The following is an 18,288-nucleotide window of genomic DNA, read 5'->3' on the forward strand; positions in this document are numbered from 1 at the left end:
TTACTAAACCGGTTTAGTAAATCGGTTTAGTTACATTATAAAATACTCTTAAGATAATAGCAAGGCAAATCAACAAAAAATTTTATATGATCTTTCGCAGTTCATTTATCAACAGAAATCCTTTTTATATAAATACAACTGGAAAGTTTAACTTGTGGCTGACGAAAAAGCAGACTCCCTATTTTTTCGACTGTCGGAGGCAAGTCTGTGACTGGCCTTCGTCACGCCTTCGCGTGACAAAAGACCGAACAACCAACCGCTTCACAGACAAATACATTTGTCTGGAAGCGGTGTTGTTCGAGGAAAGAGGCAGAAAAGCTTGTGTTCAACCATATGATTCTGTGTTTTTTAGCAAAATAGTGGATAAGCAACACTCGTGATAGTTAACTGAATTTATATTTTTTTCGAATCGCAGTGCACTTCTCTTGCTCACGGTTAATTTCAAAAACCGTTTAGTTTATAGCGGCTATATTTTCTTCTCCTGATACAACTAAAACACATTTCTCCATCCCCCAAACGCCGTAATATCTTCTGCTTCTTCTATCATATATCCTTCACACACAAACCCAGGTACCTCACAACCGTCTTCCAGTTCTACTTTCCCTATACCGAGAGGAGCCGGAATAGAGGCGACAAAAGCACCAAATTGATCGATCGGCATTTCCCATATTTCTAATTGAATAGAACTTCCGCCTTTTCGTTTTTTGATGAGTCCTGGTTTGGCTGGGTTGGTTGGAAGACGAACGAATTGATATTTTGCCGCAGTCCTCGCTTCGCGGACAAAACGTGCGCCATGTTCGTACATTTCCTTTTCTAACGGAAAGCCTCTCATATGCAAACCGCAAACGGCGACGAATGTTGTTGCTTTTTTATGGTTAGAGAAAACGTATTGGGAGTGCTGTTGACCTTCATGTAAAAATAAGTTTGCGACGCTACAGATAAGGCCTTCCTGTCCAGAAAGAGCAAAAAATGTAACTCCAAATGGAATACTAGGTGCTGCGTTGCCACTAGGTACAGCAACAGCACACAAGTCTAATAAATTGCAATGGTTTGTATAACGCCCCATATCGCTATTCGTGCGAATCGGATCGTTTCTTACTTGATCACGTGTCCACGTTCCGCCACAAGTTGGCAAAACGAACACAGCGTTTTGCAACAGCTTGCGAACCTCTAGTTTTATCGATTGCAATTGGTGTAAAGCGCGAAATACCGAGGCAGCATCATAATAAGAAGCGGCACCGGATCGTAAAACTTGCTCTGTCACCGGAAACGTTGCCTGTGGATGGGAATCAACAAAGCCTCCTAAGCCAGCCCAACGTTCCGCCACAAAAGGACCATCGTAAAGCAGAGAAGCTGTTTCAGAAAATAGTTGAGTATCGATATATTCGATCCGGATGCCCAATGTTTGTAATTTCGTTACGGCACGATTCCATGCGCGTTCATATTCACTTGCAAATGGCCCAAAAAAGTCAAGCGGCTCTTTTGGCAAATATATTTTTTCGGGAAGCTGTGGAACGGGAGATGGAATAGCTTTGGACCATGGGTCTTTTTCGTCCATGCCGCGCACAATGGAATCGACTGTCAACGCATCATCTAAACTATGAGTAAATACCGTTACACAATCAAGGCTAGCACATGCAGGCACCACTCCTTTTACCGACCATGCACCACAGCTAGGTTTAAATCCGATAAGGTGATTTAACGCAGCCGGTACACGTCCCGATCCGGCTGTATCAGTACCAAGAGCAAAAGCGGCGTGACCGCGGGCAACTGCAACGGCAGAACCTGAGCTAGAGCCACCGCTAATCAATTCCGGCCGGAAGGCGTTATGTGTTTCTCCATAAGGGCTTCTCGTCCCGACAAGTCCTGTAGCAAACTGATCCAAATTCGTCTTACCAACTGGAATGGCACCAGCGGCGATCAGCCGTTCGACAACAGTAGCATGCTCTGTCGGTATATAAGTGTAATCGGGGCAGCCTGCTGTAGTAGGGACGCCCGCCAAATCAATATTATCTTTAATAGCGAAAGGAACGCCCCAAAGCGGGGACGTCTTTGGGTCTTTATGCTGCAATTGATGTAAAAATGGCTCTATCCATTCTATTGAAGGAGGAGTAATCCAAATATTCATATTTGCCTCTTCTTGAGCTCGGCGCATAATTTCGTCGATAACCTCTTTAGGAGTAATCGCTCCTTTTGCGTACATCTGTTGCAGCCACCCGATCGTTAGCAAGCGAGGAATGTTCATTTCGTCGACACCTCCACGTCTTTTTCCTCAAAAATACTGACAATTATTTGTCCTGCTTGCACCCCTTCTCCCGGACGAACATGGACAGAAGCAATGTATCCGTTATAAGGGGATACTTGTGGACATTCCATTTTCATGCTTTCTTCAATAATCAATACATCTCCTTTGCGAATGTATTGTCCAGGAGAAACAAGTACTTTCCATACACTTCCCGGTATGGTGCTACGTATCGCTAATGCTCCTTCCGGAAGGTCGTCCTCTTTGTCTAGCGGTTTCATATGATCTTCCGGTACATATTCTGCAAGCCCGAGCTTTTTCCAGCGTTCGCGTTCTGATTGAAACGCTTGTTGTTGATGATAGCGAAACCGTTCTGCGCTTTCTTTAATAGATTCCAGAAAAGCTAAATATTCCTCAAGTCGAAAAGTTGTTTCGATAATTTCCACTTCAAATCGACCGCGCAAAAAATCTTCTCGTATACTTAAAAGTTCATCAGCCTCTACTGGATAAAATTGGATTTGATCAAAAAAGCGCAATAACCATGGTTTCCCAGGTTCAAAATTTTTGGTAGAGCGAAGCTTATTCCACATTTGTACAGTTCGACCAACAAGTTGGTACCCCCCAGGCCCTTCCATCCCGTATATACATAAATATGTTCCGCCAATCCCGACGGCGTTTTCTGGCGTCCATGTGCGCGCAGGATTGTATTTCGTTGTTACAAGCCAGTGACGTGGATCAAGTGGGATCGCTACAGGTGCACCTAAATATACATCTCCTAATCCTAGAACAAGATAGTTAGCTGTAAATATGATGTTTTTTACGTCTTCGACACTGTTAAGACCATTAATTCTTCGGATAAATTCTAGATTGCTAGGACACCACGGTGCATCCGGACGGACATTTTGTTGATAACGTTCGATTGCCAGTTTTGCCGCTGGATCGTCCCAAGAAAGCGGGAGACGGACAATTCGAGATGGAACTTCAATCGACTCCAAAGGAGGTAGGGTACTGTCTAACTCTAAAACATATTGACATGCTTCCTTAACGGATATTTTCGATGCGTCAATATGAATTTGCAGAGAGCGAATACCTGGTGTTATGTCGAGAAACGGAATCTTCCCGCTATCTTTAATCGCTTGCATGAGAACATGTACTTGAAAACGATAAAGCACATTCAGTTCCAGTTCACCGTACTCTACCAGTAAGTTCTCATCCCCACAGCAGCGAATCGTAATCGGGAATCTTCTATTATTTTCTTCGTAAGCAAGCAATGGGTAATTTGCTGAAATTTTTGCATTTTGTTTTGGCAATTCAGGAATAGCGATCTCTTTTCTCTCTTTATTTCCAATAGATTGTAAATATTCTTCCTGTTTTTTTCGCAAAAGCTCTGCTTCCTCGAGAGTTATTAATTGAAAATATACCTTATCACCAGGATGTAATTGGCCAATTTTCCACAATTCTGCTGATGCTGTTGTAACAGGACACACAAATCCACCTAGGCTCGGGCCATCAGGGCCAAGGAGAATCGGCATGTCTCCCGTTAAATCAAGAGTACCGATCGCATAAGGATTATCATGAATGTTCGAAGGATGCAGTCCTGCATCTCCACCGTCTTCGCGAGCCCATTGCGGAGCAGGACCAATTAGACGAACCCCAGTACGGGAACTATTAAAATGAACCTCCCATTTTGTTTCCGTTAGCTGAGCGAGATAATCTGGATGTAAAAATTCTTCCGTACAATGTGGCCCCGGTATCACACCGATGGTCCAAGTGTTAGATAAGATCGGTCTAGAAGTTGAAGGAAGTCCTTCTGTATGGATCATAGACGTATGTTCTTTATTGACACGAACAGAAAGAACATCTCCTGTTCGTAAAGCGCGTCCCCCATGTCCACCGAAGCCGCCAAGTGTAAAGGTAGAAGAACTGCCCAAAATGTCTGGCACATCAAAGCCACCTGCAACAAGCAAATATGTGCGCATCCCTTTCTCCGCTTCGCCAAAGTTAAGTGTTTGCCCTTTTTTAGCCAAAATCGGCTTATACATCGGAATTGGGCTACCATCGAGCGTCGCTTTCATGTCCGCGCCAGTAACGCAAAACCACATATCGTTTCGAAACCGGTACGAACCGCCGCGTAATGTTAGCTCCAAACCAGGGGCTCCTTCGTCGTTGCCGAGCAATTTGTTTCCAATTCGAAAAGAAAGTGAGTCCATTGGGCCAGATGGGGGAACACCCACATCCCAATAGCCGATTCGCCCAGGCCAGTCTTGGACGGTTGTTTGCACTCCGCCGTCCAGCACTTCCAACGCATATTCCGCAGGCAAAAATCCGTTTAAAAATCGTGTATATATATTTCCGTTTCGAAAATCTTTTTCGTGTAGAAGCGCTTTTATATATGAAAGATTTGTAGTGATCCCATATAATCGTGTTTCTTCCAAAGCTTGAATCAGTTTTTCGATCGCATCTGCTCTATCCTTTCCGCGAATAATGATTTTCGCAAGCATAGGATCATAAAGTGTAGTAATCGTTATGCCGTCTCTTACCCACGTTTCGACACGCGCTTCTTTAGGAAATATCACTTGATCAAGCTGACCAGCGCTTGGCCGGAAGTTGTGAAAGCAATCTTCTGCATACAGACGAACTTGAATGCTGTGCCCTTGAGGTTTTTTTACTAATGACGGTAAATGATGTAGCGCATCAGCAGCTTCAAGAATCATCCATTCAACTAAATCAATGCCTAATACTTCTTCCGTTACACCGTGTTCCACTTGAAGGCGCGTGTTTACTTCTAAAAAGTAAAACGCTTCTGTTTGTGGATCATAAAGAAATTCAACGGTACCGGCATTTCGATAATTTACCTCCGCTGCAAGGCGCTTCGCTGCTTCTAACATCGCTTTTCTTATGTGCTCCGGTAAATTAGGAGCAGGGCTCTCCTCGATCACCTTTTGATTACGGCGCTGAATGGAGCAATCTCTTTCTCCTAACGCCACTACTTCTCCAAAACGGTTGCCGAATATTTGCACTTCGATATGCCGCGCTTTTTGTATATATTTTTCTAAAAAGACACCGGCATCTTTAAAATTTGCTTCAGCAAGGTGGCGTACTGCTTCAAAGGAAGAACGCAAATCCTCCTCGCTTTCACATATGCGCATACCGATACCGCCGCCCCCAGCTGTACTTTTCAGAATGACAGGGTATCCAATAACATCCGCTTGTTGCAGTGCTTCCTCAACCTCTGTTATGAGTTCAGTTCCTGGAAGTAAAGGAACACCTGCTTTTTTGGCAATTTCGCGAGCCAAATGTTTTAACCCGAACATTTCAATTTGTTCAGGGGTAGGTCCGATAAACGTAATACCATGTTGATGGCAAGCGCGGGCAAATGCCGCATTTTCGCTTAAAAATCCGTATCCTGGATGGATTGCATCCGCTCCCGTTTCAATGGCTGTTTTTAAAATGAGATCGGCATTTAAATAACTGTCTTTAGGGGGACCGTCCCCAATGAGGACGGCTTCGTCAGCATCATCTACATGGAGACTGTCTTGATCTGCTTTTGTATATACCGCTACTGATGTTATACCGAGTTTGCGCAATGTACGTTCAATCCGGACGGCAATAGCGCCGCGATTGGCGATCAGCACTTTCTTAAACATATGCCTTTCCTCCATTTCTGCTCCATCTTTATTTGTCCCAAATAAGCAGTTGTATCGGTGTCGGATTATAAGCGTTACATGGATTGTTTAATTGCGGGCAATTGCTTATGAGCACAGTAGTCCGGCGCAGCGCAAGCAATTCGACATAACGTCCCGGTCCGGAAATGCCATCGACAAATTCTAACCCCCCCTCCGGAGTGACAGGGACATTCATAAAAAAGTTCACATTAGGAGCTAAGTCTCTTTTTGTATAACTTCCACCGTGCTGAGCTAAAAGGAGCATAAATGTATCACGGCAGTTATGCATAAATAAAGTGTCGTGGGAATAGCGCACTGTATTGCTTTGGGCGGAGCAAGCACCACCTAATGTATCGTGCCGCCCGCATGTATCTGCAACGATTTTCATTAATTCTTTTCCTGATTCTGAACGTAATATGGAACCTGCTGTAAGGTAAATATTTTTTTGGGCAGTGATCGTCGCCACTGCACTGTAGTGGTCTTCCGGATTTTCCGAATCAAAAAATAACGTATCAACCGCTTGGTTTCCTTCCAAATCGACAATGCGAAGAACTTGACCAGGAAACAATTCGTACATCCAGCCTGTTCCTGCCGGGATGATTTGATCGTACACCGCCTCTTCTATTTTGCGCGGGCTTTCTACTTTATGAAACATCGTCATTTCCTCCTTGTATTCAATTTTGCTCAGTTGCAGTTGATCAATTGATAATACTCCCACGTATTTTCAAATGCACGCCGATTTTCCGGACAAAAGTTGACGCAATAATCGTCAAGATTTGTTGGCACAGCATTAAACACTTCCATCGTGACAGGCACGGAAGGATAAGGTGTTCTTGGGTCTAAAGGATTCGGTGTATTGGACAACACAAGCAATACATCCATTTCTGTACGCAGCGTGACGGTAGCTCCTTTCTGGCAATGCCCTACAACAAAGTGCATGTCACCACGATCGTCGCAATACACTTTTGAAAAAAGATTGACGACAGGAACTAAATCTCTCAAACTTAATCCATTTCGGACAAGTTCCATCGCAAAGTTCTCTTCTCCGCTGCGAAGCCAGTCGTTTCGCAATTGTTGATAAGTGGTTGCGCCGTATTTGGCATCCGTCATTTCCCGGGTAGTATAACCGGAAATCGTATCGTGCCAACCGACACTATCTTCAACAATGCTAGCCAACACCCGCCCGTTGTCACTCATTAACACGTTTCCTTTAGTTAAATAGACCGTATGTTGAGCTTTTAATGTATCAGGCATGTTATAACGTTCAGACATGTCCTTTGCGTTATACAACAATAACGAAACATTTGCTCCTTCATCGAGAGCTGTAAAACGAACAAGTTTTCCCCGCCCGATGATACTAGACCACTTTCCTCCGGGGGTTAGCAATTTAGACCAAATTTTTTCCATTTTATAAACCTCCCTTAAATTCTCAAAAATCAAAAGGAGGCAACAATGAGACAAATTGTTGGAACTAAGACAATTTGTCTTAATTGATACCTCCCAGGCTTTTATCCTTCCGTGTACACAGTTTTTAACTGTGCGTTTTCTCTCGGACCAGACCGGATCAACCATCCGCGGAACCCTAGAAAACTTTAATCATTCACTTTTTCAACAACATCAAACATATGTGATAGTATCTAATGGTTTAATAAAGAAATAATATGTTTTTTTATTTTCATAAATCGCTCAACGTCCACAAGCTCGCCATCTTTGAATAATTGTAAGTCAGCATCAATCTCTTCAATGATCCTTCCCGGCCGCGCCTCCATTACATAGATTCGTTGTGAAAGAAATAGAGCTTCATCGATATCGTGCGTAATGAAAACAATGGTCGTCTTTTCTTTTTTCCAAATGTTCAATAGTAATTGCTGCATAGACTGCTTTGTTTGCGCATCTAATGCGCCAAACGGTTCATCCATTAACAATACTTCTGGTTGATTGGCTAAAGCGCGGGCAATGGCCACTCGCTGTTTCATTCCCCCAGACAATTCTTTACTATACGAATTAGCAAACTTCTCTAACCCTACCAACTCTAAGTACCGATCAGAAATTTCCTTTCGTTCTTTTTCCCTCATACCTTTCAGTTTAAGTCCAAATTCAATATTTTCTCTCACAGTTAACCAAGGAAAGAGCGTGTAAGATTGAAATACCATTCCTCGTTTTTTACTTGGCCCTATCACTTCCTCACCTGATACTTTCACACTTCCTGAAGTCGGTTCTTCCAAACCAGCTAATATTCTTAAAATCGTTGATTTTCCGCATCCCGAAGGACCAATAATCGACACAAATTCTTCATTTTTCACATATAAAGATACATTGTCTAGCGCTTGAAAATAACCGTTTTTTGTTTTATATACTTTTGATAAATTTTGAATATCTATTTCAATTTTCGAAGTTTGCGAAAAAGGTTCCGTTTTTATCACACTCAACATTTAATTTCCTCCTTCCGCCCACGGAAATAGCTTTTTGTTAATCATCGCAAAACATCGATCGATAATAAGCCCTAACAATCCGATGACGATAATGCCTACAAATATGGAATTCGTATCTAAAAATCGTTGCGCCTTCATAATGGAATATCCAAGGCCGCTATTGGCAGCCACGAGCTCAGCCACTACTAAATACGTCCAAGCCCATCCCATGATTAGCCTCATTGTCGTCATTAGTTGCGGAAGCATCGCTGGAATAATCACTTTCGAAACAACTTGCCAGCGGGTCGCACCGAGAGTATAAGAAGCGTAAAGCAAATCTTTATGAACTTGACTAGTATTATCTGCTACCATTAATACAACCTGAAAAAAGCACCCGATAAAAATAACGAGAATTTTTGCCACTTCCCCAATTCCAGCCCACACCATGATGAGTGGAATAAAAGCTGCAGCTGGCATATAACGAATAAACTCAGAAACAGGTACAATGAAAGACTCTGCAAATTTAAATGTCCCCGCTAAAATCCCAAGCGGTATCCCTAATATACACGCTAACAAAAACCCCATAAACACTCTGTATACACTAATCCCAATTTCTTTCCAATAATCTGGATTCAATAAAGATGAAAACAAAGACTCAATGACATTCGAGGGAGAAGGAAGAAAAACTTCATCGACTAATTTCGCATAGCTTAATAAGATCCAAACAAAAGATAATGAAAGAAAAGCTATCGCGACCCCTGTAAAGTACCATCGTTTAGAAATGTCTTCGCGAATTTTAAACAGCATCGCGTTGTTTCTTCTCCTTTGCCGCCATTCCATAAAATCAGCTCCTTATTTCGTTTTGGCCACCTCTTCTTTAATAAACGCAGGATCAACAAAACGACTTAGATCAGGTATTTTTTTAATAAAACCTAAATCTTTTAAAAATTCTGCATTTTTCTGAGCTGTATAATAAATCGATTGATACGTATTCCCCTCTTTAAAGGCTTCTAAACTTTCCTCTGGTGAAAATAATTTAAACCCTTCCATTCCAGCCGCTAGCTCCTCTTTAGAGATTCCAGCTTTTTCAGCGATCAACTGAATGGATTCATCGTAGTTTTTAGAAAAGTAATCGACCGCATCGAACCAAGCAGCTACTATTTTTTGTATATCTTCCTTCCGATTGTTTACGACGTCTCCTCGCACAACAAAAACATCCGAAATGAGGCCAGGGAAATCAGCCGACGTCACCAACTTATGCCCTTTTCCTTTTTCAACTGCCATGCTTAAAAAAGGCTCCCATAATCCAGCTGCATCTAGATTCCCTGCAATAAACGAATTCCCAGCGTCTTGGACAGTCAAATTCGTAAAGTTCACATCCGATTCACTTAATCCCGCCTCCTTCAAAGCGGTGAGCATAAAAAAGTGTTCAATCGTACCAATTTCTGTGCCAATTTTCTTTCCCTTTAAATCAGCGACCGTTTTAATATCCTTTGTGGCAACAAGCCCGTCTCCTCCTAATGAATTATCTGTAATAAAAACAACCTTTAAATCTAATCCTTTTTCAAGAGGAGAGAGCGTATCAATCAACGCTTGGCTATTTGCATCGATTTTTCCTGTGTTCAGCGCCGAAAGCGAATCAGCATAAACAGGAAACCATACTAGTTCCACATTTACTCCGTGTTTTTTAAAAAACCCTTTTTCTTCAACTAAATGCCACAAATACCAACTAGGTAATGCGCTGAAACCAATTTTGATTGGTTGGCTTTTTTCATTCGCATTTTCTTTCGTGTTTGTTGACGAATTTCCACAAGCAGCTGTCAATAACATGATGACCAACAAAAGAAAGAGCGTTCGCAAATTCTTTTTCATCTCTCTCACCTCGGTTATATATTTTTATATTTTTCATCTAAGCACTTTAGTGAAAAATAATAGTGAACAGAAGTTGTATATTTCCTCCAATCACCATCCCCCATGACACGATCTTTTCGTCATTAAATAAAAAAGGATAAAAGCATGAAAGATAGTAACAAATCTCCCAGGCTTTTATCCTTCCGTGTATATAGAAAAACGCAATAAAGCATTTTTCTATACGCTCTCTCTCGGACCAGACTTAACAGCGAATTTTTCATTCCATCAAAGCGCTATTAACGGAACCCTAGAGAGCTTATTTTTTCCTACGCACGATTGGCGAGGAAACTATATTCTCTTTTAACTAAGCTCATCACCATAAACCGGACTTGGCAAACAACCGATTTGTTGAAATTATGATGATCACACCTTTAAGGTGAAGAACCTTCAAACTGTCTATTAATATCCTTGCATAACCCCTTTTCTAATTGCGATTATAGCGTTTGTTATTTATGCCTGCAACATTTGTGTTATATTTTTTGACATGGTTTGTTATAAAATATACATCATTGCAGCTAGAACATCGAAAAGAAATCTTTCTTTCGATGCTTAAAATATTTTCAACCTTGATGTTATACATAACAAAAAAATTCTCTACTCCTTCGTTATATTATCTAACATATTTCTTATAATCATAACTGTTTAAACATCTGAACGCGAGCAGATAAGAAAAAGCACCCGCTGCATTTTTCAGCGAATGCTTACCATCGAAAACGATACATAAACTATGCGTAAGACAGTATACAAGTGACTTCATTTCTCTACATAGGAAAATTTAGTCTGATTTTGTTACCGCCATTTCTAAACTCCCTAATTGGTTATATGCTGGTTCTTCATGAAAACTAAGATCTAGCCCCATTAATTCTTCTTCCTTGCTCACCCGTAATTGTATAAATAAGCCCATTAATTTTAAAATAATAAAAGTTCCGATAGCAGCAAGCGCAACAGCGATAACTACACCTATAGATTGATGCAACAGCTGCTCCGGATTACCGTAAAGCAAGCCATCGTTCCCTGCTGGGTTGACATCTTTTGTTGCAAAAATACCAGTAGCAATCGATCCCCATATACCACCAATACCGTGAACCCCAAAAGCATCTAATGTGTCATCATATTTAAACCGCGCTTTAACAAAATGTATAGCAACATAGCAAACTGGCGCAACAATAAAGCCAATAATCAATGCTGAAGAAATAGTGACAAATCCCGCTGCAGGAGTAATCGCAACGAGACCAGCTATCGCACCCGTTGCCGTCCCAACTAGTGTAGGGCGTTTACGTATTTTCCACTCTATTAACATCCATCCCAATCCCCCGGCCGCCGCAGCAACTTGAGTATTAGCAAAAACAAGCGTCGTTACACTATTAGCACCAAGGGCACTTCCGGCGTTAAAACCAAACCAGCCAAACCAAAGGGTAGCCGCACCAATTAAAAAAAGAACAATATTGTGCGGAGCGTGATCTTTCTTTAAATATTCAAATCTCGGCCCAATAACTAACGCAGCCGTAAGCGCACTTACTCCTGAAAGGATATGAACGACAGTACCACCAGCAAAATCAAGTTCTCCCATTTTAAACAACCAGCCGCCTCCCCATACCCAGTGAGCCATCGGTACATAAACAAATGTTACCCACAGGACTGAAAAAACAACCCAAGCCGAAAAAGAGATGCGCCCAGCAATCCCCCCTGAGATAATAGCAACCGTAATAGCAGCAAAAGCACATTGAAATATGGCAAAAACATAATGAGGGATAGTTAGCGTACTAAAAGCTGCCTCTCCACCTACCCCACGAAAGCCTAAGTAATCAAATCCGCCGATGATTCCTTTAATGTCTGGCCCAAAACTCAAACTGTACCCCCATAGTACCCAAACAACAGAAATGATTAAAAGACTGACAAAACTATGCATCATGGTTGATACGACATTTCGTTCACTAACTAATCCACCATAGAAGAGAGCAAGACCCGGTACATGCATAAAAATAACAATAGCTGTAGCAATTAACATCCAAGTTGTATCTCCAGAATCAATTTGAGGCTCGCTTCCAGCAGCAAATACATTTAGCGGAAAAACGATTAAAATCCCTAATATCAAAGCGAATAAAGAACTTCCTTTTTTCGATAAAGAAAACATATGACAACCTCCCTTTACTCTTTCATCATATGATGATGGTTATAGCCACTTATATTGTTATCTTCTGTATCACTATCTAGAAAAGTTACAATTCCGACAATAATTAATGGAACGGCTATCGCTAAAAGAAAAGAATGAGGTCGATTTACACTAGGGAGCTCTGAATCTCTCTTTGTTGCTTCTCTGTTGATAATCATAATGGCAAAAGAAAAGCTCAAAACATAGATTACATCCATATACGCCATCATTAAGGTAATATAATTTTGCAACATCTCCACTAACATAGCTCCCATCATTCCGCCCATTAGGCCGGCAGCCAAAGCTTCTATAATCGCTAATAGGCCGAATGGTTTCCCAATCAAATAGGCAATAAAACAGCTTAAAGTAATGGCTAATACTGTCGAAACAGCCAATCGACCTTGAAGAGGAACGGCTAACAAAAAACCAATAGTTAGACTGCTCACCATCGCTAAAGCCATTGCGATACCTTTTCCCACCATGCCACTTAAATTATGCTTATTCGGATAAATTTTTCTCACATAATAAACTATATATAGCAGGACAATAAATGTACTAATAATAAGCAGCATATTTCACCTCCAAATGATCAAAATTTTATGAAAAAGGAGTTGGTTATCATTATTTCCAACCCCTTTTTCACCACAATTAGCGCTGGCAAGAAGAGCTCGTTTCCGAATGGCACACTTTCGGTATCGGGCGCGGCAAATCAATAGCAGGGTTACGATCAAAAAATCCAACTGGTTTTAACTGAAAGTTAATATAAGCAGTTGGCATTACCGGCCAATCTTCCGGGCGGGTAATATGATGATGCCCCATTGTATACCAGACTACAATATCGTCGTTCTCAATATTACGATTTGCTTGGACGTATTTCGGTAATCCATCACCGCCTTTATGCTGGTTAGGATATTTTCCGGAAGCATACATTTCATTTTTGTCAAATTTCGTAACATGTAAATGATGTTTGATAAACCCTGCCCGTTTGATTAAGCTGGAATCATCATATGCAAAAGGAAGACAGTTTTCACCCGGCGCAATTTTATATCCTACAGGCTGCCCAACAGCGTTTAGAGAATTTGGATTGATAATTTTCCATGTACGTTGAGAGGCTAAATTCATAATTCGCTGAGCTTCTTGTTCCGTTTTAAATGTTGTTGTTTCGATATAGAATGCATTATTAAAAGGATTATGTGGTCCTCTTTTTTCTGGCACCGTATTAATTTCTACCACTGAGTTATTTATTCCATCTATTTGTGTATCAAGGCGAAAAGTAAAGAAATGTTGATGAAAAGGTGCATTTAACTGCGGCGCAATCATAGTTCCGTACTTTGGTTGTTCACCTTCATCAAGAGCACCTGTATTTACTATTCCGGTTAATTTTACTTCTACTTCTATAGTTCCATCTTGATAAAAATACCAGAAAAATCCGTAATCATAGTTAGCAACAGTAGCAAAAAATGAAATCACAAGGCGACGTGAACGACGCACTTCTACTTTTTCTGTTCTCCAATCCGTGTGCTTCCAAGCAACTCCATAATCTTCTTCGTGCAAGCAAATAGCATTAGGAATTATTTTTACGTTCCCTCTACTATCGGTCATAACCGCATCAAAATAGCGAATTTCACCTAAACAGTCACAACCGAGAGTTAAAGAGTTAGCTAACTGGCCGATTCCATATTCTCCTGCATCAAATGCATTTTGACGATTATGAGCAGGTGAAGCGTCTGCGTAAGGAACAACCATTTCTGCTAATGATGCTCGATAAAGAATAGGGCGAATTTTTCCCTTATCTTCATATCCTACTGTATGAAGAACAAGCCCTTCTCTCGGTGTAAAACTAAAACGAAAATCCCATTTTTGCCAACGAATATGATGACCATCAATTTCAAAACTTGGACCTTCTGGCTGTATAATTTCTAGCGGTTTTAAATCTTTACGTAATTCAATTGAATCAGAAGTTTCAGGCGTGTAATTTCCGTCTAACGGCGGCAAAGGTTTTACAGCAAAGTCTTCTACTCTTATAACTTCCATCTTATTTAAATCAACGACAGCTACTAACCCTGTCAGAGGATAAGCATAACCGTTATCATCCGGAAATTTTCGCACCCACCCTAACGCACGAGCTATCCTTCTTCCTTCATCTTCTTCTATATTAAAATAACCGGCAGACCAAGGATCAATCATCACTAAATCCGGATCTGTAATCCCCCGCTTTAATAACGCCTCTCTATATTCTGGATTATTTTTTACCACTCTTTCACATTCCTCAAATTCATCTAGCATAAAGTTCGGCTGAACACCCGGGATATACTCCCACGACACAACTTCTTCATTAGTAATCGAAACAACAGCTTCATATGTTTTTTCTGTTTCATTATCCAAAACGATAATGAAAGCTTCTCGATTAATAGGGTCTCCTTTTTTGTAATTTAATACTATTTCTTTTTCAGGTTCATGTAAGACTACTTGTACAAATCTCACAGAATGGCTTAAGTTCTTTTTTTCTCGTAAAATCGCAACCACTTTTGTAATTTCTTCGGCTGTTAACGGCTCTAAAGGATGAGAAATTTTTTGTACCTTTTCTTCGCGCGTTTGCATAAACTATTCCTCCCTATTCATTGAGTTTTTCTTTATAATAATTGTTTTACAGTAAGCTTGTATTGTACAAATCGGAACAACGCTCAAAATATAACTTGATATGTAATAAAATATAACAAATTTATGGAATATAAATTGTTCCATATATAAAATTGATTCTAAAAAAAATAAATATTATCACTATGCATATAGTGATTTCTTTAAATCATGACTAATAACGATACACGTTATAACAAATAAAAAGGTTAGGAGGGATCACGTTGAAAAATTTTAAACATTATTTTCCTTTCCAGCCAGAAATTCAAGCTAGTACAAATTCTTATATAGAATTAAAACCAATAGGACAGTTAATAGGAAAAGATATTGCACTATTTTACCAATTTAAAACAAATAATGATTCGGCCTACTCTATTTCGCTTGTTCCCGATGGTTGCTTTGATATACTATTTTGTTGCAGTTCCAGCAAACCTTCCGCTTTTCTTTGGACCAGCCCCTTTCAACGGCGCAAACAACCAAAATTTCTGAGTAACTGTGAATATTTTGGAGTAAGATTTTTCCCTGAACAAGGAATGATCAAATTAAAATATCCAATGAAAGAACTTTTGGAACAACAAATTCCTTTGTTTGATGTTATGACAGGAGATTTAAGTATTATAGAGGAGATAGCAGCTGGAAAAAACTTCGATGAAAGGATTAGAATATTCAAAAAATTTTTGGATAGAACTAAGTATGAAGTAGACTATGATCAAAAAATTATTGATTATGCTATTGAAAAAATTTATTTATCTAACGGGGTTTTAAACATTAACCATTTATCAGAAGAGATAGGCTATTCCGACCGATATATACGCAAAATATTTGAAAAACATATTGGATTTTCACCTAAGCAGTTTTGTCAAATTGTTAAATTTCAGAACTCGTTAGATATGATTCTTAAAGCAGACAATCCTCTCTTGCTAAACTCTAAAAGTTTGCCTTCTGACAATGGGTATTACGATCAATCACATTTCATTAGAGAGTTCAAAAAGTTTGTTCTTTTAACACCTAAGCAATATAAAGAAATCTACAAGCCTTCAATTCCGATGTGAATAGAGAATAAAGATCGTTGAACATAAAAATAGCCCTTGCATGGAACATTCCTTATAAAATGAAAGTGTGACCTAACATTTGAAAGGAGAAGTTGCAAGCAAGGGCACTTCCGTTTTACAACCAAAAAAGCCAACGTTCAAAAACGCTAGAAATGTAATTTATTTATAATGGTTTGTACTTGATTTGCGATGATTCCAATTAGTTCTTCAGCATGCAAATTTTTGCTTAGTCGAGGAGTTTGCCCGCACCAAAGCGACATCCACTCTTTATTTTTCTGTTTTGCGGCTTCCGACCGGATATCTTGGGTGAGCATATGTTGAATTGGATAGGCTGGCAAAGTAGCCTCATGTTCTTTCATTTTTATGATAAATTCATTTTTTAATCCCCTAGCTGGCTTACCGCTGAATGCCGAAGTGATGACCGCCTGTTCTTCAGTGCCGTTTAATATCGCTTTTTTATGTAGCTCATTCGCTCCGCTTTCGATACAAGTAACAAAGGCGGTTCCCATTTGAACGGCTTGCGCTCCCAATACAAGCGAAGCTAACACTCCTCTGCCATCCATGATCCCTCCAGCTGCAATAATCGGAATGGAAACATGATCCGCTACTTGCGGAATAAGGGCCATTGTTCCGATCATAGAGTGATCAAATGATTGTGCAAAACTGCCCCTATGCCCCCCAGCTTCACTACCTTGGACGACAATCATATCCATTCCAGCCTCTTCATTCATTATTGCTTCTTTTACTGTTGTGGCTGTTCCGATTGTGATCACGCCATTCTTCTTTAATTGATGAATAATTTCTCTCCGGGGAATGCCGAATGTGAAACTGCAGACTGGGACTTCGTATTTTAAAACGATTTGAATCTGTTCATCAAAAACAGAAGCGTTGATTTGTGGAACATCATTCTTTTTTTCGATTCCCAACCTTTGGCGGATGGGTTCGAGCAGTTGATTCGCTCTTTCAATTTCCTCTTGAATGACAACCGGATTTTCAGGGACAAACAGATTGACACCAAATGGTTTTGAAGTCAATTCCCTTATTTTTTGAATATCCGACTCCAATTTTTCCGGTGTCATATAACCCGCCCCGATCATCCCTAGACCGCCTGCATTTGATACAGCAGCAACAAGTTCGGGCGTCGTGATCCCCCCTGCCATTCCTGCTTGTATAATCGGAAATTTGATTGATAGTTTGTTTGTTACTTCTGTATGATTCCACATGTCATTTTCCTCCTTAACTTTTATATATTCCTATTTTCACTCAATTCTATATATAAATACAGCTGGGAGGTTTAACTTATGGCGGACGAAAAAGTAGACTCCCTATTTTTTCGACTGTCGGAGGCAAGTCTGTGACTGGCCTTCGTCACGCCTTCGCGTGACAGAGGACCGAACAACCAACCGCTTCACAGACAAATATATTTGTCTGGAAGCGGTGTTGTTCGGTCACCCGACAGTCGAAACATACCGATTACTCCATAAAAGACGAAAACGTTAAAGTTCCAAATTGCATTTATATAGATGCTTGTTACATGTGCAATGATTTGCTATTTATCCTCTTCTTGTGCAATATTTTGTTTCATGAGCGTCGCTATTTCTTTCGAATGATATTGATCGACCGTTTTCAATCCTTTTATCAAGTTTTGCTGCCTTTGGATCGAATGGTTTTGGCTGAGTTTCCATTTCCCTTCAAATTTGTGGATGTTGATTTCAAAACAAACAATATTCTCGATTAAATGCTCGATAAAATCATCAAATTCAACTTTCCAAGGATTATGCATCGACGATTCATAAAAATCAACGGTTTTTTCCAGAATATATCTCATCGTTTCTTTGTCTTCAATCAACTGAAATGTTCCGTACACATGGACGGCTACATAATTCCAAGTCGGAACGGTATTGGGTTCGTTATACCAAGTAGGTGAAATATACGCATGCGGACCAGGGAAAACGACAAGCACTTCACTGTTGTTCAAATTCTCCCATTGAGGATTTTGCTTAGCCATATGGCTCATTAACACGCCGTGATTATCTTTTGTCTCATCGATGAAGAATGGCAAATGTGTCGCAAATGGTTTACCGTCTACACATGAAAATAAAATTCCAAAGCTATTATTTTTTATGAATTCTACGATTCTTGCAGGATCACCAACTTCAAAAGCCTTCGGTATATACATATTCTCGATGCTCCTTTCATTTTTGGATTTTTCCGTTTC

Annotated in this window: 13 protein-coding genes and 2 riboswitches; of the genes, 1 reads left to right on the forward strand and 12 read right to left on the reverse strand. The window is 40.2% G+C overall.

The window, feature by feature from the left end; genetic code table 11:
• Positions 1 to 490: 490 nt before the first annotated feature.
• The 10 genes from atzF to HNQ34_RS01585 all read right to left on the reverse strand — a co-directional run bounded on the left by atzF (position 491) and on the right by HNQ34_RS01585 (position 14,982).
• Positions 491 to 2,245 carry an allophanate hydrolase gene (gene atzF, locus HNQ34_RS01540; protein ID WP_183250994.1) on the reverse strand — a complete coding sequence of 585 codons (1,755 nt, stop codon included), beginning with the start codon at positions 2,243 to 2,245 and terminating at the stop codon, positions 491 to 493.
• The gene (gene uca / locus HNQ34_RS01545) at positions 2,242 to 5,889 is read right to left on the reverse strand and encodes an urea carboxylase (protein WP_183250995.1); all 3,648 of its coding nucleotides are present in this window, start codon (positions 5,887 to 5,889) and stop codon (positions 2,242 to 2,244) included. Before uca ends, atzF begins: the two co-directional genes overlap by 4 nt.
• A gap of 28 nt (positions 5,890 to 5,917) precedes the next feature.
• Positions 5,918 to 6,568, reverse strand: coding sequence for an urea amidolyase associated protein UAAP2 (locus HNQ34_RS01550; protein WP_183250996.1), 651 nt, complete (start codon positions 6,566 to 6,568; stop codon positions 5,918 to 5,920).
• 23 nt (positions 6,569 to 6,591) lie between these two features.
• Positions 6,592 to 7,314 carry an urea amidolyase associated protein UAAP1 gene (locus tag HNQ34_RS01555; RefSeq protein ID WP_183250997.1) on the reverse strand — a complete coding sequence of 241 codons (723 nt, stop codon included), beginning with the start codon at positions 7,312 to 7,314 and terminating at the stop codon, positions 6,592 to 6,594.
• A gap of 88 nt (positions 7,315 to 7,402) precedes the next feature.
• Positions 7,403 to 7,504: riboswitch (guanidine-I (ykkC/yxkD leader) on the reverse strand.
• 40 nt (positions 7,505 to 7,544) lie between these two features.
• On the reverse strand, positions 7,545 to 8,339 hold the full coding sequence (locus HNQ34_RS01560; protein WP_183250998.1) for an ABC transporter ATP-binding protein: 795 nt from the start codon (positions 8,337 to 8,339) through the stop codon (positions 7,545 to 7,547).
• Positions 8,340 to 9,158: an ABC transporter permease gene (locus HNQ34_RS01565; RefSeq protein WP_183250999.1), complete on the reverse strand. Its 819-nt coding sequence runs from the start codon at positions 9,156 to 9,158 to the stop codon at positions 8,340 to 8,342.
• Positions 9,159 to 9,170: 12 nt separating this feature from the next.
• The gene (locus HNQ34_RS01570; RefSeq protein ID WP_183251000.1) at positions 9,171 to 10,190 is read right to left on the reverse strand and encodes an ABC transporter substrate-binding protein; all 1,020 of its coding nucleotides are present in this window, start codon (positions 10,188 to 10,190) and stop codon (positions 9,171 to 9,173) included.
• Positions 10,191 to 10,351: 161 nt separating this feature from the next.
• A riboswitch (guanidine-I (ykkC/yxkD leader) is annotated at positions 10,352 to 10,491 on the reverse strand.
• 513 nt (positions 10,492 to 11,004) lie between these two features.
• A complete protein-coding gene (locus HNQ34_RS01575) occupies positions 11,005 to 12,261 on the reverse strand; it encodes an ammonium transporter (protein ID WP_312856089.1) in 1,257 nt (418 codons plus the stop codon).
• A 116-nt stretch (positions 12,262 to 12,377) separates the two neighbouring features.
• Positions 12,378 to 12,953 carry a hypothetical protein gene (locus HNQ34_RS01580; protein WP_183251002.1) on the reverse strand — a complete coding sequence of 192 codons (576 nt, stop codon included), beginning with the start codon at positions 12,951 to 12,953 and terminating at the stop codon, positions 12,378 to 12,380.
• A gap of 76 nt (positions 12,954 to 13,029) precedes the next feature.
• Entirely contained in the window at positions 13,030 to 14,982 is a 1,953-nt protein-coding gene (locus tag HNQ34_RS01585; protein WP_183251003.1) for a primary-amine oxidase, read from the reverse strand.
• 260 nt (positions 14,983 to 15,242) lie between these two features.
• On the opposite strand from HNQ34_RS01585, the gene HNQ34_RS01590 reads away from it, so the two are divergent.
• Positions 15,243 to 16,070 (forward strand): helix-turn-helix domain-containing protein, encoded by an 828-nt coding sequence (locus HNQ34_RS01590; protein WP_183251004.1) that lies wholly within the window; start codon positions 15,243 to 15,245, stop codon positions 16,068 to 16,070.
• A gap of 146 nt (positions 16,071 to 16,216) precedes the next feature.
• Here the strand turns inward: HNQ34_RS01590 and HNQ34_RS01595 are convergent, their stop codons facing one another.
• Both HNQ34_RS01595 and HNQ34_RS01600 read right to left on the reverse strand, forming a co-directional pair.
• Complete coding sequence (locus tag HNQ34_RS01595; RefSeq protein WP_183251005.1) at positions 16,217 to 17,293, reverse strand: NAD(P)H-dependent flavin oxidoreductase; 1,077 nt, start codon at positions 17,291 to 17,293, stop codon at positions 16,217 to 16,219.
• A 326-nt stretch (positions 17,294 to 17,619) separates the two neighbouring features.
• Positions 17,620 to 18,249, reverse strand: coding sequence for an FMN-binding negative transcriptional regulator (locus tag HNQ34_RS01600; protein ID WP_183251006.1), 630 nt, complete (start codon positions 18,247 to 18,249; stop codon positions 17,620 to 17,622).
• Positions 18,250 to 18,288: the final 39 nt, after the last annotated feature.

Origin of the sequence: Anoxybacteroides tepidamans, from assembly GCF_014201465.1 — a bacterium.
In the GTDB taxonomy this organism is placed as follows: Bacteria; Bacillota; Bacilli; order Bacillales; family Anoxybacillaceae; genus Anoxybacteroides; species Anoxybacteroides tepidamans.

Bases quoted from the DNA above. Each gene is read 5' to 3' on its own strand.
- atzF (WP_183250994.1), bottom strand. From the start codon at position 2,245: ATGAACATTCCTCGCTTGCTAACGATCGGGTGGCTGCAACAGATGTAC.
- uca (WP_183250995.1), bottom strand. From the start codon at position 5,889: ATGTTTAAGAAAGTGCTGATCGCCAATCGCGGCGCTATTGCCGTCCGG.
- HNQ34_RS01550 (WP_183250996.1), bottom strand. From the start codon at position 6,568: ATGACGATGTTTCATAAAGTAGAAAGCCCGCGCAAAATAGAAGAGGCG.
- HNQ34_RS01555 (WP_183250997.1), bottom strand. From the start codon at position 7,314: ATGGAAAAAATTTGGTCTAAATTGCTAACCCCCGGAGGAAAGTGGTCT.
- HNQ34_RS01560 (WP_183250998.1), bottom strand. From the start codon at position 8,339: ATGTTGAGTGTGATAAAAACGGAACCTTTTTCGCAAACTTCGAAAATT.
- HNQ34_RS01565 (WP_183250999.1), bottom strand. From the start codon at position 9,158: ATGGAATGGCGGCAAAGGAGAAGAAACAACGCGATGCTGTTTAAAATT.
- HNQ34_RS01570 (WP_183251000.1), bottom strand. From the start codon at position 10,190: ATGAAAAAGAATTTGCGAACGCTCTTTCTTTTGTTGGTCATCATGTTA.
- HNQ34_RS01580 (WP_183251002.1), bottom strand. From the start codon at position 12,953: ATGCTGCTTATTATTAGTACATTTATTGTCCTGCTATATATAGTTTAT.
- HNQ34_RS01585 (WP_183251003.1), bottom strand. From the start codon at position 14,982: ATGCAAACGCGCGAAGAAAAGGTACAAAAAATTTCTCATCCTTTAGAG.
- HNQ34_RS01595 (WP_183251005.1), bottom strand. From the start codon at position 17,293: ATGTGGAATCATACAGAAGTAACAAACAAACTATCAATCAAATTTCCG.
- HNQ34_RS01600 (WP_183251006.1), bottom strand. From the start codon at position 18,249: ATGTATATACCGAAGGCTTTTGAAGTTGGTGATCCTGCAAGAATCGTA.